At 67.2% G+C, this 26,207-nt stretch carries 25 protein-coding genes; 8 read left to right on the top strand and 17 right to left on the bottom strand.

Going from position 1 to position 26,207, the window contains the following annotated elements; translation table 11 throughout:
* Positions 1 to 32 precede the first annotated feature (32 nt).
* Positions 33 to 677 (bottom strand): HvfX family Cu-binding RiPP maturation protein, encoded by a 645-nt coding sequence (locus tag AC5P66_RS00935; RefSeq protein WP_049416534.1) that lies wholly within the window; start codon positions 675 to 677, stop codon positions 33 to 35.
* A gap of 336 nt (positions 678 to 1,013) precedes the next feature.
* Between AC5P66_RS00935 and AC5P66_RS00940 the strand changes: the two genes are divergently transcribed.
* The 5 genes from AC5P66_RS00940 (at position 1,014) to AC5P66_RS00960 (ending at position 5,909) form a co-directional block, all read left to right on the top strand.
* The gene (locus AC5P66_RS00940; protein WP_049416535.1) at positions 1,014 to 1,808 is read left to right on the top strand and encodes an alpha/beta fold hydrolase; all 795 of its coding nucleotides are present in this window, start codon (positions 1,014 to 1,016) and stop codon (positions 1,806 to 1,808) included.
* 3 nt (positions 1,809 to 1,811) lie between these two features.
* The gene (locus AC5P66_RS00945) at positions 1,812 to 2,357 is read left to right on the top strand and encodes a redoxin family protein (protein ID WP_099495242.1); all 546 of its coding nucleotides are present in this window, start codon (positions 1,812 to 1,814) and stop codon (positions 2,355 to 2,357) included.
* Between the two features lie 57 nt (positions 2,358 to 2,414).
* Positions 2,415 to 3,155, top strand: a complete 741-nt coding sequence (locus tag AC5P66_RS00950; protein WP_005415664.1) for a response regulator — start codon at positions 2,415 to 2,417, stop codon at positions 3,153 to 3,155.
* Positions 3,152 to 4,465 carry a sensor histidine kinase gene (locus tag AC5P66_RS00955; protein WP_495216042.1) on the top strand — a complete coding sequence of 438 codons (1,314 nt, stop codon included), beginning with the start codon at positions 3,152 to 3,154 and terminating at the stop codon, positions 4,463 to 4,465. Before AC5P66_RS00950 ends, AC5P66_RS00955 begins: the two co-directional genes overlap by 4 nt.
* A gap of 184 nt (positions 4,466 to 4,649) precedes the next feature.
* Positions 4,650 to 5,909 (top strand): MFS transporter, encoded by a 1,260-nt coding sequence (locus AC5P66_RS00960; RefSeq protein ID WP_495216043.1) that lies wholly within the window; start codon positions 4,650 to 4,652, stop codon positions 5,907 to 5,909.
* A gap of 4 nt (positions 5,910 to 5,913) precedes the next feature.
* On the opposite strand, the gene AC5P66_RS00965 is transcribed toward AC5P66_RS00960, so the two are convergent.
* The gene (locus tag AC5P66_RS00965; RefSeq protein ID WP_049414213.1) at positions 5,914 to 6,861 is read right to left on the bottom strand and encodes a nucleoside hydrolase; all 948 of its coding nucleotides are present in this window, start codon (positions 6,859 to 6,861) and stop codon (positions 5,914 to 5,916) included.
* 152 nt (positions 6,862 to 7,013) lie between these two features.
* Here AC5P66_RS00965 and AC5P66_RS00970 point away from each other — a divergent pair, with 152 nt between their 5' ends.
* Positions 7,014 to 7,346, top strand: a complete 333-nt coding sequence (locus tag AC5P66_RS00970) for a hypothetical protein (RefSeq protein ID WP_495216044.1) — start codon at positions 7,014 to 7,016, stop codon at positions 7,344 to 7,346.
* A gap of 92 nt (positions 7,347 to 7,438) precedes the next feature.
* Here AC5P66_RS00970 and AC5P66_RS00975 read toward each other — a convergent pair whose 3' ends face one another.
* The 15 genes from AC5P66_RS00975 to AC5P66_RS01045 form a co-directional block, all read right to left on the bottom strand.
* Complete coding sequence (locus tag AC5P66_RS00975; RefSeq protein ID WP_049414197.1) at positions 7,439 to 8,158, bottom strand: GntR family transcriptional regulator; 720 nt, start codon at positions 8,156 to 8,158, stop codon at positions 7,439 to 7,441.
* Between the two features lie 105 nt (positions 8,159 to 8,263).
* Positions 8,264 to 9,631, bottom strand: a complete 1,368-nt coding sequence (locus AC5P66_RS00980; protein ID WP_262258142.1) for an SLC13 family permease — start codon at positions 9,629 to 9,631, stop codon at positions 8,264 to 8,266.
* Positions 9,632 to 9,736: 105 nt separating this feature from the next.
* Entirely contained in the window at positions 9,737 to 10,657 is a 921-nt protein-coding gene (gene mdcH, locus AC5P66_RS00985; RefSeq protein ID WP_049438591.1) for a malonate decarboxylase subunit epsilon, read from the bottom strand.
* Positions 10,654 to 11,511, bottom strand: coding sequence for a triphosphoribosyl-dephospho-CoA synthase MdcB (gene mdcB, locus AC5P66_RS00990; RefSeq protein WP_049438592.1), 858 nt, complete (start codon positions 11,509 to 11,511; stop codon positions 10,654 to 10,656). Before mdcB ends, mdcH begins: the two co-directional genes overlap by 4 nt.
* Complete coding sequence (gene mdcG / locus AC5P66_RS00995; RefSeq protein ID WP_049438593.1) at positions 11,508 to 12,149, bottom strand: malonate decarboxylase holo-[acyl-carrier-protein] synthase; 642 nt, start codon at positions 12,147 to 12,149, stop codon at positions 11,508 to 11,510. Before mdcG ends, mdcB begins: the two co-directional genes overlap by 4 nt.
* Positions 12,142 to 12,846, bottom strand: a complete 705-nt coding sequence (gene mdcE, locus AC5P66_RS01000) for a biotin-independent malonate decarboxylase subunit gamma (RefSeq protein WP_099486878.1) — start codon at positions 12,844 to 12,846, stop codon at positions 12,142 to 12,144. The genes mdcG and mdcE overlap by 8 nt, the downstream gene beginning before the upstream one ends.
* Positions 12,847 to 12,848: 2 nt before the next feature.
* On the bottom strand, positions 12,849 to 13,757 hold the full coding sequence (locus AC5P66_RS01005; RefSeq protein WP_099495249.1) for a biotin-independent malonate decarboxylase subunit beta: 909 nt from the start codon (positions 13,755 to 13,757) through the stop codon (positions 12,849 to 12,851).
* Positions 13,754 to 14,074, bottom strand: a complete 321-nt coding sequence (gene mdcC / locus AC5P66_RS01010) for a malonate decarboxylase acyl carrier protein (RefSeq protein ID WP_049438596.1) — start codon at positions 14,072 to 14,074, stop codon at positions 13,754 to 13,756. Before mdcC ends, AC5P66_RS01005 begins: the two co-directional genes overlap by 4 nt.
* Before the next feature lie 10 nt (positions 14,075 to 14,084).
* Positions 14,085 to 15,728, bottom strand: coding sequence for a malonate decarboxylase subunit alpha (mdcA, locus tag AC5P66_RS01015; protein WP_099495250.1), 1,644 nt, complete (start codon positions 15,726 to 15,728; stop codon positions 14,085 to 14,087).
* A gap of 157 nt (positions 15,729 to 15,885) precedes the next feature.
* Complete coding sequence (locus AC5P66_RS01020) at positions 15,886 to 18,093, bottom strand: TonB-dependent siderophore receptor (RefSeq protein WP_099495251.1); 2,208 nt, start codon at positions 18,091 to 18,093, stop codon at positions 15,886 to 15,888.
* A gap of 357 nt (positions 18,094 to 18,450) precedes the next feature.
* On the bottom strand, positions 18,451 to 20,139 hold the full coding sequence (gene mqo, locus AC5P66_RS01025; protein ID WP_099495252.1) for a malate dehydrogenase (quinone): 1,689 nt from the start codon (positions 20,137 to 20,139) through the stop codon (positions 18,451 to 18,453).
* 191 nt (positions 20,140 to 20,330) lie between these two features.
* Positions 20,331 to 20,777 carry a GNAT family N-acetyltransferase gene (locus AC5P66_RS01030; RefSeq protein ID WP_099495253.1) on the bottom strand — a complete coding sequence of 149 codons (447 nt, stop codon included), beginning with the start codon at positions 20,775 to 20,777 and terminating at the stop codon, positions 20,331 to 20,333.
* A 174-nt stretch (positions 20,778 to 20,951) separates the two neighbouring features.
* Positions 20,952 to 21,536, bottom strand: coding sequence for a hypothetical protein (locus AC5P66_RS01035; RefSeq protein ID WP_049416396.1), 585 nt, complete (start codon positions 21,534 to 21,536; stop codon positions 20,952 to 20,954).
* A gap of 198 nt (positions 21,537 to 21,734) precedes the next feature.
* Complete coding sequence (locus AC5P66_RS01040; protein WP_099495254.1) at positions 21,735 to 22,169, bottom strand: tetratricopeptide repeat protein; 435 nt, start codon at positions 22,167 to 22,169, stop codon at positions 21,735 to 21,737.
* 158 nt (positions 22,170 to 22,327) lie between these two features.
* Positions 22,328 to 23,233 carry a LysR family transcriptional regulator ArgP gene (locus AC5P66_RS01045; protein WP_049416399.1) on the bottom strand — a complete coding sequence of 302 codons (906 nt, stop codon included), beginning with the start codon at positions 23,231 to 23,233 and terminating at the stop codon, positions 22,328 to 22,330.
* Between the two features lie 138 nt (positions 23,234 to 23,371).
* Between AC5P66_RS01045 and AC5P66_RS01050 the strand changes: the two genes are divergently transcribed.
* Positions 23,372 to 24,007, top strand: a complete 636-nt coding sequence (locus AC5P66_RS01050; RefSeq protein WP_049438600.1) for a LysE/ArgO family amino acid transporter — start codon at positions 23,372 to 23,374, stop codon at positions 24,005 to 24,007.
* Positions 24,008 to 24,169: 162 nt separating this feature from the next.
* The gene (locus tag AC5P66_RS01055; protein ID WP_049438601.1) at positions 24,170 to 26,158 is read left to right on the top strand and encodes an alpha/beta hydrolase family protein; all 1,989 of its coding nucleotides are present in this window, start codon (positions 24,170 to 24,172) and stop codon (positions 26,156 to 26,158) included.
* The last annotated feature ends 49 nt before the right edge of the window (positions 26,159 to 26,207 follow it).

A 26,207-nucleotide genomic window follows, 5' to 3' on the forward strand; every position in this document is an offset into this window, starting at 1 on the left:
AAAGGAAGAAGCGCGGGATGGGGCGAAGCAGGTCAGGCGGTGCGACGACGGCGCAGCACGTAGCCCAGCAGCAGCACGCCACCAAGCAGGGCGCCACCGAAGCCGATGCCGGGCAACAGCGCGGCAACCGGCAGCAACAGGGCGATCAGGCTGACGCCCCAGCCCAGGCCGTCACTGCCGACGGGGGCATGCTGTGGGCCGGCCAGCAGCCGGTCCACGCTGAGCGCGCCACCGCCGTTGAGGATCAATGGCAGCAGCATGGCCAGGAACAGCAGCGGCAGCTTGAAGTTGCCGTAACCCTGGTCGGTGATCGCATAGCCCTGCCAGAGTTCACCCAGGCCGTTCCACTGGTCGGGCCAGTGCACGGCGGCGATGGCGACCACCGTCAACACCCAGAAGACGTAGGCCACCGAGCGCGTGGCCAGGCCGAGCAGCAGCATCACCGCACCCACCAGTTCCAGCCAGGTGGCCAGCTGCCAGTTCAACGATGCGGGCAGGGTGGAGAACGGGAACGGGAAGCGGCCTTCCAGGTCGGCGAACCAGTTCTGGCCGCCCAGCTTCTCGCGGCCGGACTCAAAGAACTCCCAGGCCAGCAGCGTGCGCAGCGCCAGTGGCGAGAGCCAGCGGCCGACGGCGTCCAGGCGGGGGGTATACACGGAAGAGGCGGTGCTGATCATGGTGGTGTCCTGCGGGCCAGTGGTCGATGGAGGCCATTCCAGGCGGTGCAGGTATCGGCAACGTGTGCCGTTGCCCGGGGTTTTGTCAGCGACTGTGGCCGCGACCGGGGTTTCGTACAGTCGGATACAAAGACGATGCGTGGATGCACATCGGGGCGTTGCGCGCGCGGGGAACGATATCCAGCCGGTAGCGGCCGGCCTGGCCCGGCGCGCGAATGTATCCCACTGTAGAAACCCGCCTGCGCCCTACAGTCCGGTACAACTCCGCGCTACGGAGAAACAGCGCCGATACACCGGCAGGCGGAAATGGCCACTCCCAACACCGGAGTGCCACCCATGATCCGTATCTCCTTGCTTGCCGCCGCTCTCGCCCTGGCCAGCGCTGCCGCCCCCGCCTTCGCTGCCCAGGCCGATATCGCTGCACCGCCCACCGTCATCCTGGTGCACGGCGCGTTTGCCGATGGCTCCAGCTGGAGCAAGGTCATCACCACGCTGCAAGACTGGAAGGTGCCGGCGGTGGCGGTGCAGAACCCGCTCACCTCGTTGGCCGACGATGTGGCCGCCACCCGCCGCGCGATTGCCGCCGCGCCCGGCAAGGTGGTGCTGGTCGGCCACAGCTGGGGTGGCACGGTCATCACTGAAGCGGGCAATGACCCGAAGGTGCAGGCGCTGGTGTACGTGGCGGCCTTCGCACCGGATGCAGGGCAGTCTTCAGCGCAACAGGGCGAAGGCTTCCCGGTCGGGCCGGGCCTGGCCCGGCTGCAGGAGAGGGATGGCTACCTGACGTTGCCGGCCGATGCCATCGCCCAGGACTTCGCGCCGGACGTGATGAAAAAGTCGGCCGCACTGCTGTACAGCACGCAGGTCCCGTTGAAGGCCAGCGCGCTGGGCGAGGTGGTGAACGTTGCGGCGTGGCGCAGCAAGCCGAGCTGGTACGTGCTCAGTCGTGATGACCGCATGCTGTCGCCACAGCTGCAGGCCGCGACCGCACGTCGCATCGGTGCACAGCTGCAATCGATCGGCAGCAGCCATGTGTCGCTGCTTTCGCATCCGGCGCAGGTGGCCGACAGCATCTTAGAAGCGGCGGGGGTGAAGCCGGCGGAACTGCCGCTGGCCGAGCAGGGGGGCTGAACGATGGCCGCCCTGCGAGGGTACGCACTGCCGTTGCTGCTGGGCCTGCTGGGCGGAGCAGCGTTGTTGCTGGCCTGGCCCGGCCCGGAGGCCGGTGCGCAGTCGGCACAGGCCCTTCCCGCCGCCGGGTTCGACGGTGGCGGGCCTTGGCACAACAGCTCGCCGCTCACACTGAAGCAGTTGCGGGGGCAGGTCGTGCTGGTCGAGTTCTGGACCTATACCTGCAGCAACTGCCTCAACGTGGCGCCGTATGTCCACCAGTGGCATGCACGCTACGCGCCGCAGGGCCTGAGGGTGATCGGCGTGCATACGCCGGAGTTCGCCCATGAAGGGCTGCCCGGCAACGTGCGCAAGGCCATCGCACGGTTGGATATCACCTGGCCGGTGGTGCAGGACAACCAGTACCGGATCTGGAACGCCTGGGGCAACCGCTTCTGGCCCGCACTGTACCTGCTCGACCGGCAGGGGCGGGTGGTCTACCGCCATTACGGCGAGGGCGACTACGCACGTACCGAAAGCGAGATCCAGCGCCTGCTGGCCAGCCCCTGAGCCGCGCTACCATGGCCGCGCCGCGCGGCCCTGACCTCCGTCTTCATCGAGAACGCAATGAACCATGTACCGCACATCCTGGTCGTCGACGATGACAGCGAGATCCGCCAGATGCTGGCCGACTACCTGCAGCGCAACGGCCTGCGCGTGAGCCAGGCCGACGGTGGCCGCGCGATGCGCGCGCTGATGGATACCCATGCCGTGGATCTGGTGGTGCTGGACGTGATGATGCCGGGCGAGGACGGCCTGAGCCTGTGCCGCAACCTGCGCGCCGGCAAGCATCGGGCGGTACCGGTGGTGCTGCTGACCGCGCGCGACGACGAGACCGACCGCATCATCGGCCTGGAAATGGGCGCCGACGACTACGTGACCAAGCCCTTTTCTTCGCGCGAGCTGCTGGCACGCATCAATGCGGTGATCCGTCGCACGCAGATGCTGCCGCCGAATCTGCAGGTAAGCGAAGCTGGCCGCCAGTTGGCCTTCGGCGAGTGGCGCCTGGATACCACCGCCCGCCACCTGCTGGACGCACAGGACACCGCATATCCGCTCAGCGGCGCCGAGTTCCGCCTGTTGCGCGTGTTCCTCGACCACGCCAATCGGGTGCTCAGCCGCGACCAGCTGCTCAGCCTCACCCAGGGCCGCGATGCCGAACTGTTCGATCGCTCTATCGACCTGCTGGTCAGCCGCGTGCGCCAGCGCCTGGGTGACGACGCGCGCGAGCCGACCTACATCAAGACCGTGCGCAGCGAAGGGTATGTGTTCAGCGTGCCGGTGCAGTTGCTGGGGCCGGACGAATGAACACCGACGCGCGCCGTCCACGCTGGCCGCGCACGCTGTCGGCGCGTCTGCTGCTGGTGCTGCTGGGCGGACTGGCCCTGGCCCACGCACTGTCCTTCGGCCTGCTCTTTTTCGAACGCTACCAGTCCACCCGCAGCATGATGCTGCGCAACCTCGACGAGGATGTGGCGGTGAGTGTCGCGCTGCTGGAACACCTGCCTGCGGAGCAGCGTGAGGCCTGGGTGCCGCGGCTGGAGCGGCGCACCTACCGTTATCTGCTGCGCCCGGCTGCGGCCGGACCAGGGCTGCAGACCGATCGTGCACGCCAGGTCACGGCGATCATCGACGACAGCCTGCAGCACCGCTATCCGTTGCAGGCGCGCCAGGTGGCTCGCCTGCCGGAGCGGTTCGAGGTGGAACTGCGCCTGCACGACGGCACACCCTTGACCATTGAAGTCACCCCGTCGGGCCTGCCGCTGGCACGTTGGCTGCCCGCCGTGCTGCTGGTGCAGCTGGCGCTGCTGCTGGTGTGCGCGTGGCTGGCGGTGCGTCTGGCCCTGCGCCCGCTGCAACAGCTGTCGCATGCGGTGGAGCATCTGCAGCCGGGCAAGGACGGGCCCGCACTGCCTGAAGATGGCCCTGCCGAAGTGGGCGGCGCGGCGGCCGCACTCAATGCACTGCAGGCACGCATTCGTGGCCATGTCAGTGAACGCCTGCAGATCCTGGCCGCGATCTCCCATGACCTGCAGACCCCCATCACGCGCATGAAGCTGCGGGTGGAGACCCTGCCCGAAGACGGCACCCAGCAGCGCCTGCTGGCCGACCTCGATCACCTTGGGCAACTGGTGCGCGAGGGCGTGGCCTATGCGCGCAGCAGCCACGTTGCCGCTGGCGCGCCGGTGTCGATGGACCTGGGCGCGTTCCTCGCCAGTGTGGTCGGCGACTACGAGGACATGGGCAAGCCGGTCACTGGCGGTGCGCCCGCTGGACTGGTCGTGCAGACCTGGCCGCAGCCGCTGCGCCGCGTGGTCGGCAATCTGGTCGACAACGCATTGCGCTACGCCGGCGCCGCCGAGATCGAGGCGGGCCGCGATAAGGCCGGAAGGGTGTGGATCAGCATTTCCGACCGTGGCCCCGGCATTCCCGAGAACCAGCTGCAGGCAGTGCTGGCGCCGTTCCACCGGCTGGAAAGCTCGCGCAATCGTGATACCGGGGGCACCGGCCTGGGATTGGCCATCGCGGTGCAGCTGGCGCAGTCGCTGGGTGGTTCGCTGAGGTTGCACAACCGCGAGGGTGGCGGGCTGCGGGCGGAACTGCAGCTGCCGGGCTGAGTTGCCCGGCCTTGTGTTCCAGCAAGGATGCTTCTGCTTCGGCCTTGGCGGTGAGCGCTTCGCCGGCCATGAAACCCAGTACATGCAGGCAGCCGACAGCCGATGACCGGTATTTCACCCGGTCCATGCCACGCTGCGCGGAACCTGCCCAACCGGGATAGAGGCTGTTGAAGGCGAATACGCAATGACCGCGGCGCGGCAGCGCTCGATGTGGGTGGCGGGCCTGTCCACGGTGGTGGAGTGGTACGACTTCACCCTGTACCTGTACTTCGCCACGGTGCTGTCGCGGGTGTTCTTCGGCGGTGGCGAGCAGGCGTTGCTGGTGACCTTGGCTGGCTTCGCGGTGTCCTACCTGATGCGTCCGCTGGGCGCGCTGTGCTTCGGCCACCTGGGCGACCGCCTGGGCCGGCGCTGGATGCTGCTGGCGTCGATGGCGTTGATGGCAGCGGCGATGCTGGCCACTGCACTGCTGCCGACAGCGGCCACGGCCGGTACGACGGCCGGCGTGCTGCTGCTGATCCTGCGCTGCGTGATGGCGTTTTCGGTGGGCGGTGAGTACACCGGGGTGGTGGCGTACCTGCTGGAAAGCGCACCGGCGCGGCGACGCGGCCTGGTGACCTCGCTGGCCTCGGCCGCCAGTGAGGTGGGCGCACTGCTGGCGGTGGCGATCTCTGCACTTACCGTCGCGCTGCTGCCCACCGTGCAGCTGGACAGCTGGGGCTGGCGTATTCCGTTCTTCGTCGGCGCGGCGCTGGCACTGGTGATCCTGGTCGCACGCTCGGGCATGCACGAATCGCCGGAGTTCGAGCGCCAGCGGCGCGAGGGCAGCATTCCGGCTACACCGCTTCGCCACGTACTGCGCAACCATCCGCTAGCGGTGGCACGCACCTTCGCGATCTCGGCGCTGGGATCGATCACCTACTACGTGGGCATCACCTATGTGCCTGCATTCCTGCACGCGCAGGGCCACAATGAGGGTGACGCACTGTGGCTGTCGACGATCGCGGCGGTGGCAGTGATCGCGATCACGCCCCTGTGTGGCGCATTGTCGGACCGCGTTGGACGACGGCCGGTGTTGTTGGGCCTGACCTTGCTGGCAGCGCTGTTGCCGCTGTCCCTGTTTGCGTGGATGGCACAGGCGACGGCGCTGGGCATCGTGCTGGCTGCGGTGCTGCTGGCTTGCGTGGCCGGCGGTGTAAGCGCGGTGGCGGCGCCGGCCACGGCAGAGCAGTTCCCCGGCGAAGGCCGGGTCAGCGGGCTGGCACTGGGCGTAACCATGGCCACGGCGGTGTTCGGCGGTGCGACGCCGTGGCTGGCGCAATGGTGGGTGGAACGCAGCGGCTGGGCGGCGGCGCCAGGCGCGATGATCGCGCTGGTGGCGGTGCTGGTGCTGCCGGTGCTGTGGACCCTGCCCGAGACGGTCCCGGGCAGGGCCATGCGCTAGCCGGTCAGACCTTCAGGGTCTGCTCGATGTCGGCCAGTACCGCAGCCGCATCCACGCCGATGGCAATCGACTGCACCACGTGGCCGTCCCACACGCTCGGGCCGAAGGCCAGGCCTTCCGGCTTGGGAATGGTCATGCCGCGGGCAACGCCGTCGGTGGCGACGCGCACGCTGGCGCGCTCGAACTGGAACAGCTCAGGGCGGGTCAGCGCGATGCACGCGCAGCAGTCGTGCACGACCATGCCCTTGTGGCCGGCCTGCAGGTAGAAGTCCACGTAATCCTGCGACAGCGCACGGACCAGCTCGGCGTCGGCGCCGCCGATGGCGGCCAGCTTATCCAGGCCGTCACGGTCCATTTCCACGCGGGTGGTCACGTCCAGGCCGATCGCGGTGACCGGCCAGCTGGCGGTGAACACCACGTCGGCCGCTTCGGCATCGCCCCAGATATTGGCCTCGGCGGCCGGGGTGATGTTGCCGTTGACGTGGAAGGCGCCGCCCATGATCACCACGCCGCGCACCAGGCCGGCGATGTCCGGGGCCTGCTGCAGGGCCAGCGCGAGGTTGGTCATGCGGCCGACCGCGACCAGGGTCACTTCGCCCGGATGGGCGCGGACCAGGTCGATGATCAGCTGGTGGGCGGGGCGCGTGTCGGCGGCCACGTCCAGTTCGGCCGGCACCGGGTGGTTGCCCAGGCCGTTGTGGCCATGGATGTGGACCGGCCAGGCTTCGGGGGTGGCTTCCGGCTGCAGCGGGCCACCGGCGCCGCGCGCGACCGGGGCGGCAAAGCCCCAGGCCTGCTTCAGGTACAGCGCATTGTGCGTGGTCGACTCCACCGAGGCATTGCCGAAGGTGGTCGTGACACCGATCAGGTCGATCTGGGCGTGCTTGTGCAGGTACAGCAGGGCCAGGGCGTCGTCGACGCCCGGGTCGGTATCGAAAATGACTTTCAGCATGTTGTTGTTCTTCTTCTTCCGTGTGGTGCGGGGGGCGCCGGCGGCCACGGGGCAGGCCGGCGCGCCCCCACATTGTCCCATCTTCATGACAGGCAGGGCCATTGCCGGGGTGGCAGGCCATAATGCCCCCAGTCCAGGCATGGAGTCGCCGAATGCTGATCGTTGCCCTTCTGCTGGTCCTGCTGGTGCTGGGCCTGAACGTGGTGGCCACCGTGGTGATCGTCAGGCGTGATGGGCTGTCGGCGGGTGGCCGGACGGTGCAGTTGCTGCTGGTCTGGTTGCTGCCGCCGGTCGGCGCCATCCTGTGCATGGCGGTGGCCACGGCCGATGGCTCCGGGATCCGGGGCGACAACAGTTTCGGCGGTGGCTACGACCATCCGGGCGGCCATTCCGGCGACAGCTACAGCCATCACAGCCACAGCAGCTCCGACTGCAGCAGCGACGGTGGCAGCGGTGACGGCGGCAGCTGCGGTGGCGGCGATTGACGAGATGTTCCGGGATGCCGGCCGGCGGTCGGCACTACCAGGGCGTGACCTCGGCTGGGTAGTGCCGGCCGCTGGCCGACACCCTCATCCGCTCAACCGCCGCCTTCGGTCGGCAAGGGCGCCGGCACGTTCAACAGCCCGCCCGCTGCCACATAGGCGGCCAGGGCCTGGCCCTGGCTGAGCAGATGGCGTTCCATGGTGCGTTCGGCAGCCTGCGCGTCGCGGCGGCGGAAGCACTCCATCAACTCGCGGTGTTCGGCCAGCGACTGCGCGGTGCGGCCCGGGGTCAGCAGCTGGCGGCCGCGATGCATCTTCAGGATGCGGTGCAGGTCGTGGGTGATGCGGATCAGCCACGGATTGCCCGCGTAATGCTGCACGGTTTCGTGGATCAGGTAGTTGTTGCGGTAGTACTCGGCGATGTTGCCCTCGGCCGCCGCGGTTTCCATCGCCGCATGCAGGTCTTCCAGCTGCTGCACGCCGGCATCATCGATGTGCCTGACCGCCTCGTGTGCGCAACGGCCTTCCAGCATGGCCATTACCGGGAACAGCTGGTTGAGGTCTTCCAGCGTCAACCGGGTGACCCTGCTGCCACGACCTGCGTCGATCTGTACCAGGCCTTCGGCGGCCAGCAGCTTCAAGGCCTCGCGCAGCGGCGTGCGGCTGATGCCCAGTTCTTCGCACAGCGCGGGCTCGTCGATCCACTCGCCCGGCGGCAGCCGGTAGTCGTAGATGCGCTCGCGCACGTGGTCGGCCACCTCTTCATACAGAGGCGCGCGCTTCTTCGGTGATCGCGGGGCAGGGGCAATGGCCATGGAGGAAGTGTACCGCCAGGTAGTGCCGGCCGCTGGCCGGCAACCCGTGATCGCTGGATGGCTTCATGAGATTGCCGTCCAGCGGCCGGCACTACCGCTGGGTGGTTACATCCAGCCGGGCACCACGAATACCAGCCAGGCCAGCAGCGGTCCAAGCGCCACCACAAGACCGCTGTAGACCAGGAAGCGGCGGAACAGGGTTTCGCGCTCTTCCTTCGCTGCCGAGGCCACCACCAGTGCGCCATTGGTGGAGAACGGGCTGACATCGACGATGGTGGACGACACCGCCAGCGCGCAGATCACGCCGGCGGCGCTGAGGTGACCCTGCATCAGGAACGGTACCGCCAGCGGAATCGTGGCGCCCAGCACTGCGGCCGACGAGGCGAATGCAGAGACGATGCCACCCACGTAGCAGACCAGCAGTGCACCCAGCAGCGGGATGCCGATGTCGGACACACCATTGCCGATGAAGTCCACCGCGCCGGCATGTTCCAGCACGCCGATGTAGGTCACCACGCCACAGATCAGCAGCACGGTGGACCAGCTGATGCCATCGACCGCACCCTTCTGGCTTTGTGGCGACAGCAGCGCCAGTGCCACCGCCACGGTGATCGAGACCAGACCGACGTTGAGGTTGTAGATCAGCGCGGCCACGCCCAGGCCGAGCAGGCCGATCAGGGTGAACAACCGTTCGCGGGTCAGGCCCACCGCATCCAGTGCCGCCGGATCATTGCTGAGCGTGCCGCCGCCTGCTGCGACCAGCGCGCCATGGCCTTCGATCGCGAACTGGCGCGACGACGCCTGCGGGCCACCGGCCATCGCCAGTTCGGCATTGCCGATCGTTCCTGCTGCGGTGATCGAGCCGCGACGCAGCAGGGCGATGCCACCGAAGGCGAAGAAGCAGATCGTCGCCATCATGAGGTTGAAGCCCAGGCTGGTCAGGAACACCGCCATCTCGGTCACTTCCAGCCCGGCCTTCTGCACTACGCCATTGGTGATGCTGCCGTACACGCTGATCGGCGAGAAGCCGCCCGCCTGCGCGCCATGGATGACCAGCAGGCCCATCATCAGTGGGTTGATGTTGTACTGCTTGGCAAAGCGCAGCGCGACCGGGCCGATGATCGCGACCGCTGCCGGGCCCAGCGCACCGAACGCGGTGAGCACCGCGGTGATCACGAACATCACCCACGGGATGGCCACGATATGGCCGCGCACGGCTTTTACAGCCCAGTGCACCAGCAGGTCGATGGTGCCGTTCTTCTGCGCGATGGCGAACAGGTAGGTGATGCCGACCAGGGTCAGGAACAGATCGCCGGGAAAGCCTGCCAGGACCTCCTTGCCGCCCATGTCGACCCACAGCCCACCGATGATGAAGGCCAACGCGAAGGCGACCGCGCCCATGTTGATCGGCATCGCCGTGGCGACGATGAACATGATCACCAGACCGATGATCGTTGCGATTTGTGGACTCATGCGCCCTCCCAGACACGTGACTCACGTACAGCGCGGATGGAGACCCGCCATCCCCGGGGTAAGGCGACGTACTGCGTGATGCGTGATACGTACTGCTCGAACCCGTTACTGCAGCCGCTCCAGCGCACTGCGGACCCACGCCGCGGCGCCTTCCAGGCTCTGGAACTCTTCCACCGCGCGCACTTCGCAGCACGGATAGGCCGGTGCGACCATGCGCGCCAGCGCGTTGCCCGGGCCCAGCTGCAGGAAAACCCGCGCGCCGCGCTCGAAGGCCTGGCGCATCACCTGCGCCCATTCGATGGTCTGCGCCAGCTGCGCCGACAGCGTGTGGACCGCCATTGCGCGATCCCGCACCGGTCGCGCATCGATGCCGGCCAGCAGCGGCAGGCGTGGGGCCTGCAGTGGCGAGGCATCGAGTGCGGCAGCAAACGGTGCTACCGCTGCCGCCAGCAACGGTGTGTGTGCAGGCACGTGCACCGGCAGCGGACGGATGTCCGCACCCTGCGCCTGCGCTGCATCGGCCAGCCGCAGCAACGAGGCGTGCGTGCCGCCCACGATGAAATGGTCCTGCCCGTTGGCGATGGCCATGTGCGCACCGTGCAGATCGCACAGCGGCTGCAGTACATGGCGTTCCAGGCCGAGCACGGCCTGCAGGCCTGCATCGGCGGGGCTGGCGCCGTCCATCAACTGCGCGCGCTGCGCAGCCAGGGCAAGGCAGGTGGTCGCATCGAAGCTGCCGGCGATGGCATGCGCGGCCAACTCGCCGATGCTGTAGCCGGCGACCAGCGTCGGCGTTGGCACGTTGTCGCGCAGCCCCTGCCACTGCGCCAGAGTGGCCGCGCACAGCAGTGGTTGCGCCTGCGCATTGTCGAAACGGTCGTCGGCCGCAGCGGCGGAAAACACATCGCGGCCGAGTACCGTGCTGGCCACATCAAGGGTATGGCGTGCGGCCGGAAGATCGCGCACGCGGTCGAACATCGCCGCATGCTGCGCACCTTGGCCGGAGCAGAGCAGGGCAAGGCTCATGCGTCCTCCTGCTGTAGCAGGAACCAGGCACAGGCCAACAGGTCGGCACTGCCACCGGGACTCAGGCGGCGTGCGACGAAGCGCTCACCGATGCCGTGCAGGCGTGCCTGCCAGCCGGGCACGAACGCACCGCCGCCGTCGAGGAAACCATGCGCCTGTCGCTGTGCCCAGCGCAAGCCGTCGGCGCCGCCACGGTGCAGCAGGTTGAGGTCATCCACGCATGCGACCAGCTGCATCAGGGCCTGGCACATCGCGGCCTCGCGCGGCAGTCCGTTGGCCACTGCGTGGCGCAGGGCAGGCAGTCCCACTTCGCGCAGCAGCGGATAGCCGGCGGCCGCTTGTTCGCGCACACCCTGCACGCCGTGCCGTGCACGCGCGCGCTGGCCAGGGCTGTTGGCATCCAGGGGTGCGTCGGCGAGCTCGGCAGACCAGCGGCACACTTCCTGGCAGACCTGCTCACCCGTGGCGGCATGGCCCAAGCGGGAGCGACAGGCCGCGGCGGCCGCCACCAGCAGGCCGAGACTGAAGACCGCGCCACGATGGGTATTGACGCCGGCGGTCGCGCGCAGCATCGCGATCTCGGCGGCGATGCCACACCGGCGCAAGGCGTCGAAGTCCGTCCCGGCTGCACCGAGGCGGGCCACGGCGGTGAAGTAGTGGCGCAGTGCGAACAGGCTGCGCAGGAACGTGCCGGCGTCCATGTCGTGATGGCTGCCGCTGTCGAATGGTGTGACCAGTCCGGGCTTGGGTGCCAGCGCCAGCTCCGCATGCAGGCTGGCGACGGCGAGGCGCCCCAGACGCGCGCTGTCCACGGCAGCTGCCGGCCTGACTGCCGATCGCACGACGGCGTTCATGCGCTCACCCCGGCGGAGGCGAACAACGCATCGCGGAGTTCCAGTGCGGCACCATCGAGGCGCTTGACCAGTACCTCGCGGCTGCGTCCGGCGTACTCCCGCCAGTTCACGGCGGCGTCGCGGCCCAGGCACAGCTCGCCATCGACCCGCCGGTCGTGTTCGGCTTCCCATGCCTGTAGCCGTGCAGCCAGGGCATCGGCCTGCGCGGTGGTGTCGATCGGCCACAGCAGATCGACGTCCGAGCGCGCGTGCACATAGCGCAGGCCAGTAAGGTGCTGCCACGCGAAGGCACCGAATACGCGCGCCTCAGCGATGTTCTGCAGCACTTCAAGGGGCCGCCGCCAGTCCTGTGGAATGTCGCCTTTCAGCACCGTCTGAAGTGCCGGCGGCGGCGTGGTGCGCAGCACATCGCGTGCTGGCACGCGCAGGGCCAGGCGCAGTTTGCCCTCGGCGGGCGGCAGCGGCACGCCGAGACGCAGGCGTGGATCGGCATCGTCGGCGGTACGCCGCGCGACGATGGCCGGGCGGCCCTGCGCAAACCAGTCGGCCAGGCGCGACTCATGCGCGGCGATGTCCGCCTGCCAGCCGGCGTGCGCTGACAGCCAGACCAGCGTATGGCGGGGCAGCCGCTCAGGCATCGCCCTGGCTCACCGCTTCAGCCACGCGTGCGGCCAGCATGCGCCCGCCACGTTCGGCTCCGCGCAGGGCGCGGCGGTCGCCATCGGCGGGCGTGCGCAGGGCCTGCAGAAGGTGCTGGGCAAGATCGCCCTCCCACAGCGATTCCACCGCACCCATCGCCACGTAGTTCTCCACGCCCGGTGCGAATACCGGTGAGGTCTGGCTCAGCGCCTGCAGTCTATCCAGCGGCTGCTTGGTCACCCGGGCCATCGCGCGCAGGTCCATCACCCGCACCTGCGCATCCGGCAGGGCGTGGATGTGGTCGGCCATCAGCCCGAACGAGAGGAAGCCGCCACTGACGGATTCACCGTAGACCAGCGTGACCAGTCGCGCGCCACGTCGACGCGCGAGATCCAGCGTCTGCGCCAGGTGCGCGAAACAGCCGTTGATGCCGAGCAGTTCGTCGCGGCGTGCCAGGCGCTGGCCGGCGGTGTCGACCAGCATCACGATCGGTTGCTGCGGATGCGCGGCGGTGCTGGCCAGCACCGTTTCGGCCAGTGCCAGTGCATGGTCCACGCCCACCTCGAGCTTGTCGGCGGTGCCGATCACGGTCACGTCGCCGTCGTCGGTGGTGGCGCTGCCGGTCAGCACCGAATCGTTCACCGCAACGGCATGCCCATGCGGAAACAGGGCATCGAGCAGTGTCTGCAACGGCATGCTCATGGCAGGCTCCGGTCGGCGGTGGCGATGAGGAATTCATCGGTGTCGAGCAGTGGCAGGCGTTCGGGGTGGGAAATGCCCAGCCGCGCCCAGATTTCCAGGCCATCGCGGCAATCGCTCCAAGCCTGCACGCGCGCCTTCAATGCCAGATGGCGTTGCTGCAGCGCGGCCAGTGCAGTATCCGGATCGGTACTGCTGGTATCCGGCTGCAGCGCATTGAATGCCGCTTGCGCGAACGCCTCGATGGCATCGGGCACCAGCACCTGTGCCTGGTCGATCAGGTAGCGGTGCTTGCCTCCCGTTACGCGCCAGACCAGTGCGCGGTCGCGGGAATCGAACTCTTCCACGCCGCGTACGGTTTCGATCACCTCTGGCCCGGACAGCGACAGCCGGCCTTCCTCGGACATGATCACCATGCCGCAGCAACGAGCAACGATGCCCATGCCACCGAAGGCGCCGTTGCCGCTGCCGATCAGCGCGATCACCGGCACGCCCGCTGCACGCGCGTCCAGAGTGGCGCGCATGATCTCGGAAATGGCGATGAGCCCAGCATTGGCTTCGTGCAGCCGCACACCGCCGGTATCGAGCAGGAGCAGCACGCCGTCAGGGCGGGTGTGCGCCGCACGGCGCAGCAGCCCGGTCAGCTTGGCGCCATGTACTTCGCCCACGCCTCCGCCCATGAATTCACCCTGTTGTGCGGCCAGCAGCACGTGTTTGCCCTGCAGCCTGGCCTCGCCGACCACGATGCCATCGTCGAACGCGGCCGGCTGGTCGAGCTGGGCCAGGTGCGGACTCATCATCCGTCGCGCCGGGCCGAGGAACTCGTGGAACGAGTCGGCGTCGACCAGCCCGGCGATGCGCTCGCGCGCATTGGCTTCGTAATAGCTGTGGCGCTGTACGTGGTTCATGGCGCGCCTCCGGCCAGCAGGGTTTCCACGGCCTGGTCCAGGCGCAGGCTGACCACGGCCGGGGTCGCACCGGCGTCGTTGATCGAGACGCGCACATCGCGTAGCGGATGACGCTGTGCGAAGTCGTTGATCACCGCTTGCCACACGCTGCCGAAGCCCTTCGCGGCGGTGATGATGCGCACCGTCATCGCGCCTTCCAGCGCAGCGGGTTCCAGCAGGATTTCCAGGTTGCCCGAGGCCAGCACGCCGACCAGCACCGCTTCGCGCGGGAACTGCACCGCAGTGTGTCCTTCGAATCGATAGTCGAGGGTTTCCATGCTCAGCCCCTTACCAGTTGCGGAAGCGCTTGGGCGGGTCGTACAGGCCGCCGGACCAGCGCACCAGGTCCTTCACCGAACGCGCCGCCAGCAGGTCACGGCTGGCATCGCGCACGGAGATGCCAAGGTCATCGGGACGGCGGATCACGCCGCGGTCGCGCAGGTTTTCCACCATCGCGCGGTCGCGGCCCAGGCCCACGGCGGTATAGCCGGCCACGCCGCGGATCGCCTGTTCGCGTTCCTCAGGGGTGCGGCACAAAAGCAGGTTGGCGATGCCTTCCTCGGTCAGCACATGGCTGACGTCGTCGCCATAGATCATCACCGGCGGCAGCGGCATCTGCGCGCGCTCGGCCAGTTCCCAAGCATCGAGCCGTTCGACGAAGGCCGGTGCCATGTGCTCGCGGAAGGTTTCCACCATCTGCACCACCAGCTTGCGCCCGCGCGGCATCTCGCCCGGGCGCGCGGCCTGTTGGCCGGCCTTGATCCAGGCGTCGCTGGCATGGCGCCGGCCACGTGCGTCCGAGCCCATGTTCGGTGCGCCACCGAAGCCGGCAATGCGGTCGCGGGTGGCGGTGGAGCTGTTGCCCTGCAGGTCGATCTGCAATGTGGAACCGATGAACATGTCGCAGGCATACAGGCCGGCGGTCTGCGAGAACGCGCGGTTGGAACGCATCGAGCCATCGGCGCCGGTGAAGAACACATCGCCTCGCGCGGCGATGTATTTCTCCATGCCCAGTTCCGAACCGAACGAATGCACCGATCTGACGAAGCCCGATTCGATCGCCGGAATCAGTGCCGGGTGGGGGTTCAACGCCCAGTGCTGGCAGATCTTTTCCTTCAGCCCGAGCGATTCGGCGTAGGTGGGGAGCAGCAGTTCGATGGCGGCGGTATCGAAGCCGATGCCGTGATTCAAACGATTCACGCCGTACTCGGCGTAGATGCCCTTGATGGCCATCATCGCCATCAGCACCTGGATCTCGGAGATCTGCGCCGGGTCGCGGGTGAACAGCGGCTCGATATGGTTCGGCTTCGGCGCCTGCACCACGAAGTTGACCCAGTCCGCAGGAATATCGACGCGGGGGAGGCTGTCGACGATCTCGTTGACCTGGGCGATGACGATGCCGCCACCGAAGGCGGTGGCCTCGACGATCACCGGCGTGTCTTCGGTGTTCGGGCCGGTATAGAGGTTGCCGTGCCGATCTGCGGCCTGCGCGGCCACCAGGGCCACGCGCGGGGTCAGGTCGATGAAGTAGCGGCCAAACAATTCCAGGTAGGTGTGGATGGCACCGATCTGGATGCGCCCTTCGGCTACCAGGTTGGCCAGTCGCACCGATTGCGGGCCGGAGAACGAGAAATCCAGTTTCGAGGCGATGCCACGCTCGAACACGTCCAGGTGCGAGGGCAGTGAGAGGACCGACTGCACCATGTGCAGATCATGCACGCGGGCGGGGTCGAGGTCGGCCAGCGCCTGGGCGAGGAAATCGGCCTGCTTCTGGTTGTTGCCCTCCAGGCAGACCTTGTCGCCTGGCTCCAGCACTGCGTGCAGCAACTTGCCGACGTCGCTGCTGGCGACCTCGCGTCCCCGGGCCCACGGCGCGGCACGTTCCAGGCGGGCCTGGCGACTGCGTTCCAACGTATCCCAGCTCGGGTTCATTGACCGGCTTCCGACGGGTGTTGGGATAATTACGGCATAATTACGAAGTGGGTACAACCTGCAGTGCAGCAAAAAAGAAGGGCCCGCGCGGAGGCGGGCCCATTCAGGGTGTGGGGTGTACCGACCAACGGTCAGCACCCACCGGTTCGCAGGTGCCTCAGAACTTCCAGCGCAGGCTGGCGGACACGAAGCGCGGCTCGCCGTAGTTGTTGTAGTCCAGGTTGGCCCAGTAAGTCTTGTCCAGCGCGTTGCGCACGCTCAGCGTTGCGGTCCAGCTGTCGCTGATGCGGTAGTTGGCATTGAATTGCACCAGCATGTACGCCGGCTGGTTCACCGTCACCGTGCCGCCCAGCGGGTAGGCGATGTTGTAGCCCTGCACCTTGCTTTGCCACTGCAGGCCACCGCCAACGCTCAGGCGTTCCAGCGCACCGCGCAGCTGCAGCTGGGTGTTGAGCTGCAGCAGATCCTTGGGCGGGTTGGCGTACAGCAGGTCGGTGGCGGCGCGGGTGACCTTGACGTGGGTGTAGCCGGCATTGACCGTCCAGCCCGGCAGGATCTCGCCGTTGATGTCCATCTCCCAGCCACGCGCCTTGGTACCGTTGACGCCGATGTAGGCCGAGGTGCCGTCGCTGAGCGAACCCTCCGGCACACCCATGTCACGCACAGCATAGTTGTCCTGCTTGGCCTCGAACACAGCGGCATTTGCGGTCAGGCGGCCATCGAACCACTGCGTCTTGATGCCCGCTTCCAGGTTCGAGCCCTGCACCGGCGCCAGCAGGTTTTCGTTGCGGTCCTTGTAGTTCTGTGGATTGAAGATCTCGGTGTAGCTGGCATAGGCCGACACGTTCGGGGTGATCTCGTAGACCAGGCCCACGTACGGAGTGACTTCATCGCTCACCTTGTACGCACCGCTGGTGCCGGTATAGGCGCCGGCGGCGTTGTAGGAGCGGGTGAGGGTTTCCCACCGGCTCAGGCGTGCACCGGCGATCAGCGACAGCGGATCGGCCAGGTGCAGGCGGGTGGCCAGATAGACGCCGCTCTGCGTGGTCTTCGCTACACGGCGTGCGCCGGTGCGGGTGTAGGTCACCTCGGAAATGTCGCCGTTCCAGGAGTACACGTTGGGGATGTAGTAGCAGCGCTCGCGTGCACCCGTGGCGCTGACACACGTTGCCCAGTCGCCGGGGAAGTTCAGCGCCACGGTGTTCGTGGTCCCTTCCAGATCCGACCACTGGGCGCCGACCGTGAGGTCGTGGTCGCGGCCGAACAGCGGGAAGCTGCCGGTCAGGTAAGCATCGACATTGCGGCGGGTGTCTTTCGAATCACCGGCGGCGGCACGCAGGTAGATGCCCGATCCGGTCACCGGGTCCGGGTTGCCGGTGCCGTACAGGCGCACGTTCTGCACGTTGCCGCGGGTGTAGGCCGTGTTGATCTTCAACAGCCAGTTGTCGCCGAAACGCTGTTCCAGGTTGGCGAAGGCGGTGTTGCTCTCGCGCTTCCAGTAGCTCCACTTCGGCGACAGGTTGGTCGAGCGCGGCAGATGGGCGAAATTGCCCTGGTTGTCGAAGAACGGCACGGTGCCCCAGGTCGAACCGGTCGGGTTGTTGTCCTGGGTCTGGTAGCCGACGGTGACCGTGGTGCTGTCGGTGACATCGCCTTCAAGCACCGCCATGCCGGCCATCTTGTTCTCGTCGTAACGGTCGTAGTACAGCCCGCGGTCGGTGTAGGCGGCGACCACGCGGCTGCGGAAACGGCCATCATCGGTCAGCGGCGCGGTCACGTCGGCTTCCATGCGGCGGAAGTCCCAGCTGCCGGCGCTGACCGCGAATGACGCGTCGAATTCCTTGCCGGGGCGCTTGCGCAGCAGGTTGACCGTGGCCGACGGCACGCCAGCGCCACTGAGCAGGCCGTTGGCGCCGCGGATCACTTCGATGCGGTCGTAGAAGGCGGTGTCGTATTCCTGGTTGGTGGACCCGCTGTAGGTGGGGATGCCGTCGACCTGGAAGTCGGTGATGGCGAAGCCACGCGCGTAGTACAGCGGACGCTGCGTGTCATAGAAGGACACGCTGACGCCGGTCACGTTGCGCATCACATCGTTGATGCTGAACAGTGATTCGTCCTGCAGGCGCTGCAGGCTGATGGCGGTGGCGGACTGCGGGGTTTCCTGCAGGGTGATCGGCAGGCGCGTAGTGCTGGCCGGCGGAGCGGACTGCTCGGCACGCACGCTGACCCGATCAAGGGTCTTGGCGTCGGCGGCGCCTTCGGCGGCGGCGAACGCGCTGGGCGCGCCCAGCACGGTCAGCGACGAAAGCAGGGCGGCCGGCAGCAGCGCGCGGCGGGGCTGGCGATTGGGGAAATTCGGGGACATGGGCGGCTCGGAGCGTGGAGGCGGGGAAGGGCGGCAACAGTCGTCCGGCACCCGGGCGGCGGCTTCGGGCACGGTCAGGTCCGGCTGCTAAGGCGCGCGGTCACTGCGCGGGGTGCAAATGTAAATAATTCTTAACAACATTACAATTCGTGTCACTGAGGAAGGGCTTCCAGGCGCATGGCAGCGGCTGGGCCGGGGTCGGATCCCGTTGACGGAGGCAATGGGCCCTGGCTCCACCCCGGTGCCCAGGCGCAGGTCAGAGCCCTCACGTGCGGGAGGGATCCGACCTGTCACCGCACAAACGCGAACGGCCACCCGAAGGTGGCCGTCCGTTTGCATCGAAAGGAACGTGCGGGCTTACAGCGCCTGCAGTTCCTCATTGGCGTTGCGCTTTTCCTTGGTCTGTGCCGGCACCGTGGCCGCCGCGGGCGATGCCGCGTTCGCATCCACCGGCACCTCCAGGTACGGCAACTGCAGGGTCTGGCTGGTCAGCGTACGGATCTCGTTCACCAGCGCCGGGCTGTCGTTGAGCTTGCGCCCGTACGATGGCACGATCTCGCGCAGGCGGGTTTCCCAGCCGGCCTTCATCTGCTCCGGGAAGGCCTTGGCCATCAGGTCCAGCATGATCGGCGGCGAGGTCGACGCACCCGGCGAGGCGCCGAGCAGGGCGGCGAGGGTGTGGTCCTTGTCGGTCACGATCTCGGTGCCGAACTGCAGCACCGGGCCCTTCAGCGGGTCACGCTTGATGATCTGCACGCGCTGGCCGGCGGTCACCAGCTTCCAGTCGCCCGGCTTGGCATTGGGGAAGTACTTGACCAGCTCGGCCTGGCGGTCGGCATCGTTCAGGCGCGCCTGGCCCATCAGGTACTGCACCAGGTCCAGGTTGTCCTTGCCCACTTCCAGCATCGGGCCAACGTTGTTGTGGGTCACCGAGGAATACAGGTCCCACCACGAGCCGTGCTTGAGGAACTTGGTGCTGTACAGCGCAAACGGCCCGAACAGGACCACCGGCTTGCCGTCCAGCTTGCGCGCATCCAGGTGCGGCACCGACATCGGCGGCGAACCGGTCTCGGCCATGCCGTAGGCTTTCACGCCATGGCGCGAGGTCACGTCCTGGCCCTGGAAGGCGAGGAACTGGCCACCGACCGGGAAGCCGGCATAGTCCTTCGATTCCGGAATGCCCGACATCTGCAGCAGCTTCAGCGCGGCGCCACCGGCACCGATGAAGACGAAGCGGGTGTGGGTGGTGGTTTCGGTGCCGGCCTTGAGATCCTTCACCGTGACGTTCCAGCTCTTGTCGGCGTTCTGCCGCAGCGCGGTCACTTCATGGTTCAGGTGCAGGCTGAAGTTCGGGTTGCGCTGCAGGCCGGCGGTCAGCTGGCGGGTGATCACACCGAAGTTGACGTCGGTACCGAGCGGCATCCAGGTCGCGGCAACCTTCTGCTTCGGGTCACGGCCTTCCATCAGCAGCGGGGCCCACTGCTTGATCTGCGCCGGATCTTCAGAGTACTGCATGCCGTAGAACAGCGGGTTCTTCACCAGCGCCTGCTGGCGCTTGTGCAGGTAGGCGATGTTGTCATCGCCCCAGACGAAGCTCATGTGCGGCGTCGGGTTGATGAAGTCGCTGGGCCGGCTGAGGCGGCCTTCCTTGACCTGGTGCGACCAGAACTGGCGCGAGACCTCGAACGATTCGGCGATGCCGACCGCGCGCTTGGTCTCGATGCTGCCATCGGGCAGTTCCGGGGTGTAGTTCAGTTCGGCGAAGGCCGAATGGCCGGTGCCGGCGTTGTTCCAGCCGTCGGAGCTTTCACCGGCGACGCCGTCGAGGCGTTCGTAGACCTGGATGTTCCAGTCCGGCTGCAGTTCCTGCAGGTAGGTGGCCAGGGTGATGCTCATGATGCCGGCGCCGACCAGCACAACGTCGACGGGCTTGTCGTTGCTGGCGGCGGGCACCGAGCGCTGGGTCAGCGGCCAGTACAGGAACAGCGCGGCGGCCAGCAACAGCAGCACGAGCAGGGCGAGAAGAGCCTTGCCAAATTTCTTCATGGGGGCGGGATCGTTGGCGGAGGGGAAGGGGTCAGGATGCGCGTGGGGCAGGGAAAGGGCGTGAAGAAACAACGCCTTGCAGCATCCATCCGCCATTCTAACCGGATCCGGTCCTTTTTTGCTGCAACGCAGCATCCGACGTTTCGCGGCGCTGTCACATGGGTGGCAGGCGACGTCCGGCGGCGGTGGGATCAGACCAGCTCAAGGATCTCGTCGCCGGCCTCATCGACCCCGCCGGTCGGGCGCCAGCCCAGGCGGCGGTAGAAGCCATGCGAGCGCGAACGCGGGTCGGCCGAGCAGGCCAGGAACAGCCGCTGGTGGCCGGCATCGCGGGTCAGGCTGACCACGTCCTGCAGCAGCTGGCGGCCGATGCCGCGGCCCTCGTAGTCCGGCAGCAGGGCCAGCACCAGCACCTCGCCGCTGTCGCGGTCGGCGAAGCAGTAGCCGGCCATGCGCTCGCCGTCCCAGGCTACGCGGCCGATCGAATCGCCCTGGGCGATGCCGGCCGCCCAGCTGTCCACCGTGATGCCCCGTTCCGCAAGCTGGGCCGCGCTGAAGGCGTTCTCGCGGGTGCGCCCGCGCAGGTCGATGCAGGCGGCGGCATCTTCGGGGCGGGCGTCGCGGACGAATACAGGCATGCAGGGCATCCTTGCGGTGATCGGCCGCTCAGTATCTGCATGGCGCATGGAATCGATGTGTAGGGTTGATGGAGATTGGATGGAGGCCCCGCAGCAGCAGGGATAGGGGGGACCGGTGCCGCTGATGCCGATGTCGCCCGGCGGCGTGGCTTTCAGCAGGTGCTTGCACCCCGGTCAGTCACTGCCGACGGTGAAGTACTCCACGGCGAAGTAGCCGATCTGGTAAGCCAGCGTTGCCAGCACCAGGCGCAGCTGTGTGCGTTGGCTGCGCAGTCGCCAGCCGAGCACCGCCACCGCCAGCATCAACACGGCATGCAACGGGTACGCGGCCCCCAGCAGCTTCCAGCGGCTGCTGCCCTTGATGGCGGTATCGACCAGGTCGAGCAGGGTCAGTGCAGCCATCACGCTGAAGATCCAGCGCCGGCGCTGCATGAGATAGTTCCCGTAGCTGCCGTATTCACGCAGGTCGTCGGGAAACAGCAGCGCGCACAGCAGGAACCAGGTCGCGCAGTACACGATCACGAACAGGTAGGTTTCAAACGTCCAGCGGTGCACCTCGATGAGGCGGAACTCCCACCACCAGAAGGTCACCAGCGATATCAGCGTCCACGCCACCCAGCCCAGGTGCAGGGCCGAGCAGCCGCGGCGCTGCGGATGCTCGATGATCTGCGCCAGGCCCTTGAGCACGGTGGTGATCGACAGGCCGAGGATGATGCCCATCACCACCCGGATGTGCAGGAACAGCGGATCGGTCTGCATCGCGGCGCTCCGTGTCGGGTGCTGCGATGCTGGCACAACCGGGCGCCCAGGAACGGACCCCGGTCACGCACAGAAGAGCGGAGAAAAAAGGGACGGAGGGGATTAAGTCGCTCTCGTCCTGATTCGTCCATGGCTGAGGACTGGCCACGTCCTGGCGACCAGGCGCGGTATTCTCAGCGCTTGGCTGGCTTGGTGGTATCAGGGCGGAGTGAGGCCCTGCTGTCGCAGCAGGGCAAGATACTTCCCGCCTTCATCGTCAGCGTCGAATATGTCCTCGCCGTCCAGTGCATACGCCCTGAGCAGGTATTCAAGGGCCCGATCCCGCTGCCCCAGAAGTTCGTTGCATTGGCCAGCGCGATACAGAATGAAGGGATTGGCATGCCCGTCCGGACCATTCAATGCATCCATGAAGTACTCCAGGGCGGCCACTACGTCACCGGAAAGAAAGCTCGCGTCTCCAAGTGAAGCACAGAGCCAAGTGTAGGCCTCCCAATCCTTGGCAGGAGCTGGCAACGCTTCTAAAGCCTGCAGCCAGCACCGAGTCGCGCCAGCATGGTCATTGGCATCCATGAGGACGTTTCCCTGCTCTGAGAGGTCAGTGACCTGCTCATAGATTTCGTCAGGAAGTTCCATTCGGTTTGACTCACAGATGACAAGCCTTCCAGCCTACGTAAAAAAAGTGCACCTGTCGGCTGGCAAGTGCGCTATCTGGTGTCGCGATCGTCTCGGATTTTGACCCCGTGAGCCGAAAGCGCCTGTCAACCAAGATCTACAGCCCCTGAGAAGCCAACTCAGCGCTTGCGCCGGATCAGCGCCGAGGACGCGTCCAGTACCGCACGGGTCAGCAGGGCCATGGTCTGCACGTCGCCCTTCCAGTGCTGCCAGTACAGCGGTACGTCTTCCCACGCGCGCTGCCGTACGTAGACCAGTCGCCCGGCGTCCAGGTGGCGCTTGACCAGCGGCAGGGGATTCATGGTCCAGCCCATGCCGCCGAGGTTGGCCTGCACGAAGGCCCGGGTGGAGGGAATCCACCAGGTCGGTGCGGTGCTGGGCAGGTCGTCGCCGGCCATGCGCCGGGCGAAGCGCGACTGCATTTCGTCCTTGCGGTTGAACACCAGCACCGGTGCCTGCGCCAGCGCCTGCGCGGTCACGCCCTTGGCAAAGTGGCGTTCGCGGAACTCCGGCGTGCAGGTCGCTGCATAGCGGATGCTGCCCAGCGCATGGATCTGGCAGCCCTGCACCGGCTCGTCCAGCGTGGTCACTGCGCCCAGCACCGTACCCTGGCGCAGCAGCTCCACGGTGTGGTCCTGGTCTTCCACACGCAGGTCCAGGGTGGTGCCGGTGGTCTGCGCGAACTGGTAGGCGGCCTGCGGAAACCAGGTTTCCAGGCTGTCGTGGTTCACCGCCACCGGGATGCTGGCCTGGGGCAGGTCCTCATCGGCCAGGCCCATCCGGTGCAGCGCATCGTGTTCGAGCAGGGCGGTCTGCTCGGCCAGCTGCACCAGCAGCTGCCCCTCGGCGGTGGCGGTGGCCGGGGTGCCGCGCTTGACCAGCAGGCGGCCGATCCGGTCCTCCAGTGCCTTGACCCGCTGCGAGATGGCCGAGGGCGTGACATTCAGCGACTGTGCGGCGCGGTCGAAGCTGCCTTCGCGGATCACCGCGGCCAGGGCGCGCAGCTGGGCATGATCGATGCGCATCGAATTAAGCTCCGCTAATGTTGGTTTAGGAAGTTTAGCTCGTCTTTTCCATGTTGCGGCGCGACAATGGCGCCCGTTCCGGTGCTGTCCGCCTTCGCGAGGCACCGTCCCCCCAAGCAATACAAGGCAGTGAATCCCATGTTCTCGGTCATCTCCGCCAGCACCGGCCTCGGTGCCTGGTTCTCTGGTGCAGCCACCGGCATCGGCCTGTTCGCCGTGGTCGGCGCCCAGAGCGCCTTCATTCTGCGCCAGGGCATCCTGCGCAAGCACATCGTGCCGGTGGTCGCCACCTGCGCGGCCATCGATGCCATCTTCATCTTCGCCAGCGTGGCCGGCCTGCGCACGCTCACCTCGGCGCTGCCGTGGCTGACCAGCGCCGTGCTGTGGACCGGTGTCGCGTTCCTGGCCTGGTATGCGATGAAGTCGGCACGACGTGCAATCGCCGGGGGCGGTGGCATGGGCGAGGCCGACAGCGACGACGGCAGCCGTCGCGCGGTGCTGATGGCCGCGGTCGGCTTCTCGCTGATCAATCCGCACTTCTGGCTGGACATGATGGTGATCGGCTCGATCGCCGAGAACTTCGGCAACGCCCGCATGGCCTTCGCTGCTGGCGTGGTCACTGCCAGCTGCCTGTGGCTGACCGCGCAGGGCCTGGGAGCACGCATGCTGGCACCGCTGTTCACCAAGCCCAGCACCTGGCGCGTGCTCGACGGCACCATCGCCGTGATCCTCAGCATCCTGGCCCTCACGTTGGCGGTGCGCGGGGTCCACTGACCCGGCGCACGCCCCCGAACCCACGTCCTGACTCTCTCTCCAAGGTAGTGGCAACGACGGCACCGGCAACGGTGCCGTCGTCTTTTCCGGCTCTGGCGTCAAACGCTCGGGCCTGCCTAGAATCGGCCACCAGGACAAGGTGTCCACAGGAGCAGGGGAAGGATGCACAAGACCATTCTGGCGGCCGCACTGGCCGTCATCGGGGGCGTTGCCGCAGGCAGCGCGGGGGCGGTGGACCTGGCGCAGTACCTGCGCCGGGAGACCTTCACCGATATCAAGATCTCGCCGGGGGGCGAGTACGTGGCGGCAACGGTGCCGAAGGAAGACAGCACCGCGATCGCGATCCTGCGGTTGAAGGACAAGCAGCTGGTCGGCAGTTTCTGGCCACCCAGCCGCAACCACGCGCAGGAATTCGACTGGGTCAGCAACGAGCGCCTGTTGATCGGCCTGGCCCAGAAGTGGGGCTCGCTCGACCAACCCAACCCCACCGGCGAACTCTATGCCATCGACGCCAACGGCAACCGTGGCGAGCTGCTGGTCGGCTATCGCGTCGAAAGCAAGGGCCCGGGGACCCGCATCCAGCCGAAGAAAGTCGAAGCAGTGGCCGCCTTCCTGGCCGACGACCTGCCGGGCGACGAGCGCAACGTGCTGGTGACCGTATGGCCGCTGGCCGAGGATCCGTTCACCCGCGTCGATCGCATGGATGTGACCACCGGCCGCCGTGCGCGGGTGGCATCTTCGCCGGTACGGCGCGGCGAATTCACCACCGATGGCGCCGGCGAGGTCCGCTTCGTGCACGGCTCGGGCAGCGACAACATCAACAAGCTGTATTTCCGCGAACGCAGCGGCGACACCTGGAAGCTGATCAACGACGAGGCGGTCAGCAAGCGCATCGAAACCGCCCTCGGCTTCTCGGCCGATGACAGCCTGGCCTACCTCAACGTCGAGCAGGCCCAGGGTCCGGATGCGATCGTCAGCTGGAATCCGCAGACCGGCGAGCGTGCCACGCTGCTGCGCGACGAGGTGGTCAATCCGTATCGCATCATCCATCGGCCCGGCACCCACGTGCCGGTGGGCGCGCTGTATCTGGGCGATACGCCGCGTACCCGATTCTTCGACGAGAAGTCGCCGGAGGCGCGCCTGTACCGCAGCCTGGAAGCCGCCTTCGGAGGGCCCGTCTACATTACCTCCAGCACCCGCGATGGCCGTGTCGTGCTGGTGGAAACCTGGTCGGGCTCGAACCCGGGCGATTTCTACGTGTACGACACGGTGGCGCGCAAGGCCGATCACCTGATCAGCCGCAGCGACTGGATCGATGTGGACCGTAGTGCCAGCGTGAAGCCGATTGCACTGAAGGCGCGCGACGGGCTGCCGCTGCATGGCTTCCTGACCCTGCCGGCCGGCAGCGACGGGCGCAACCTGCCGATGGTGGTGATGCCGCATGGCGGCCCGTTCGACATCTTCGATTCCGGCCAGTACGACCGCGAAACGCAGATGCTGGCCGCAGCCGGTTATGCCGTGCTGCAGGTCAACTTCCGTGGTTCGGGCAACTACGGCCGGGCCCACACCCAGGCCGGTGCGCAGCAGTGGGGCGCAGCGATGCAGGACGATGTCACCGATGCCACCCGCTGGGCAATCAGCGAAGGCATCGCCGACGGCCGTCGCATCTGTATTTACGGCGCCAGCTACGGGGCCTACTCGGCGATGATGGGGGCCGCCCGCGAACCGGGGTTGTACCAGTGCGCGGCCGGCTATGTGGGTGTCTACGATCTGCCGATGATGTACACCCGTGGCGACATCCAGGACCGTGGCTCAGGCGTCACCTACCTGCGCGAATGGCTGGGTGACCCGGCCAAGCTGGGCGCGGTGTCGCCGGTGAACCTGGCCGAACGGATCAAGGTGCCGGTGTTCCTGGCCGCCGGTGGCGAAGACAAGCGCGCGCCGATCCAGCACACCGAGCGCATGGAAGCGGCGCTCAAGCGCGCCGGCACGCCGGTGGAAAGCCTGTACTACAAGACTGAAGGCCACGGCTTCTACACCGAGGCCCATCGCAGCGAGTACTACGACAAGTTGCTGGCCTTCCTGGCGCGCAGCCTGGGTGGCAAGACCGCGACGGCCGCGCCCGCGACCGGCAAGGACAAGGCGCCCTGAGCTGACAGGGCGGTGGATGACCATTCCGCCGCCCTGGTTTTCCGCAGGC

It is taken from the genome of Stenotrophomonas sp. YJH_SMC_122, assembly GCF_059369535.1.

Coding starts and splice junctions, on each gene's coding strand:
- AC5P66_RS00935 (WP_049416534.1), bottom strand. CDS start 677: ATGATCAGCACCGCCTCTTCCGTGTATACCCCCCGCCTGGACGCCGTC.
- AC5P66_RS00940 (WP_049416535.1), top strand. CDS start 1,014: ATGATCCGTATCTCCTTGCTTGCCGCCGCTCTCGCCCTGGCCAGCGCT.
- AC5P66_RS00945 (WP_099495242.1), top strand. CDS start 1,812: ATGGCCGCCCTGCGAGGGTACGCACTGCCGTTGCTGCTGGGCCTGCTG.
- AC5P66_RS00950 (WP_005415664.1), top strand. CDS start 2,415: ATGAACCATGTACCGCACATCCTGGTCGTCGACGATGACAGCGAGATC.
- AC5P66_RS00955 (WP_495216042.1), top strand. CDS start 3,152: ATGAACACCGACGCGCGCCGTCCACGCTGGCCGCGCACGCTGTCGGCG.
- AC5P66_RS00960 (WP_495216043.1), top strand. CDS start 4,650: ATGACCGCGGCGCGGCAGCGCTCGATGTGGGTGGCGGGCCTGTCCACG.
- AC5P66_RS00965 (WP_049414213.1), bottom strand. CDS start 6,861: ATGCTGAAAGTCATTTTCGATACCGACCCGGGCGTCGACGACGCCCTG.
- AC5P66_RS00970 (WP_495216044.1), top strand. CDS start 7,014: ATGCTGATCGTTGCCCTTCTGCTGGTCCTGCTGGTGCTGGGCCTGAAC.
- AC5P66_RS00975 (WP_049414197.1), bottom strand. CDS start 8,158: ATGGCCATTGCCCCTGCCCCGCGATCACCGAAGAAGCGCGCGCCTCTG.
- AC5P66_RS00980 (WP_262258142.1), bottom strand. CDS start 9,631: ATGAGTCCACAAATCGCAACGATCATCGGTCTGGTGATCATGTTCATC.
- mdcH (WP_049438591.1), bottom strand. CDS start 10,657: ATGAGCCTTGCCCTGCTCTGCTCCGGCCAAGGTGCGCAGCATGCGGCG.
- mdcB (WP_049438592.1), bottom strand. CDS start 11,511: ATGAACGCCGTCGTGCGATCGGCAGTCAGGCCGGCAGCTGCCGTGGAC.
- mdcG (WP_049438593.1), bottom strand. CDS start 12,149: ATGCCTGAGCGGCTGCCCCGCCATACGCTGGTCTGGCTGTCAGCGCAC.
- mdcE (WP_099486878.1), bottom strand. CDS start 12,846: ATGCCGTTGCAGACACTGCTCGATGCCCTGTTTCCGCATGGGCATGCC.
- AC5P66_RS01005 (WP_099495249.1), bottom strand. CDS start 13,757: ATGAACCACGTACAGCGCCACAGCTATTACGAAGCCAATGCGCGCGAG.
- mdcC (WP_049438596.1), bottom strand. CDS start 14,074: ATGGAAACCCTCGACTATCGATTCGAAGGACACACTGCGGTGCAGTTC.
- mdcA (WP_099495250.1), bottom strand. CDS start 15,728: ATGAACCCGAGCTGGGATACGTTGGAACGCAGTCGCCAGGCCCGCCTG.
- AC5P66_RS01020 (WP_099495251.1), bottom strand. CDS start 18,093: ATGTCCCCGAATTTCCCCAATCGCCAGCCCCGCCGCGCGCTGCTGCCG.
- mqo (WP_099495252.1), bottom strand. CDS start 20,139: ATGAAGAAATTTGGCAAGGCTCTTCTCGCCCTGCTCGTGCTGCTGTTG.
- AC5P66_RS01030 (WP_099495253.1), bottom strand. CDS start 20,777: ATGCCTGTATTCGTCCGCGACGCCCGCCCCGAAGATGCCGCCGCCTGC.
- AC5P66_RS01035 (WP_049416396.1), bottom strand. CDS start 21,536: ATGCAGACCGATCCGCTGTTCCTGCACATCCGGGTGGTGATGGGCATC.
- AC5P66_RS01040 (WP_099495254.1), bottom strand. CDS start 22,169: ATGGAACTTCCTGACGAAATCTATGAGCAGGTCACTGACCTCTCAGAG.
- AC5P66_RS01045 (WP_049416399.1), bottom strand. CDS start 23,233: ATGCGCATCGATCATGCCCAGCTGCGCGCCCTGGCCGCGGTGATCCGC.
- AC5P66_RS01050 (WP_049438600.1), top strand. CDS start 23,372: ATGTTCTCGGTCATCTCCGCCAGCACCGGCCTCGGTGCCTGGTTCTCT.
- AC5P66_RS01055 (WP_049438601.1), top strand. CDS start 24,170: ATGCACAAGACCATTCTGGCGGCCGCACTGGCCGTCATCGGGGGCGTT.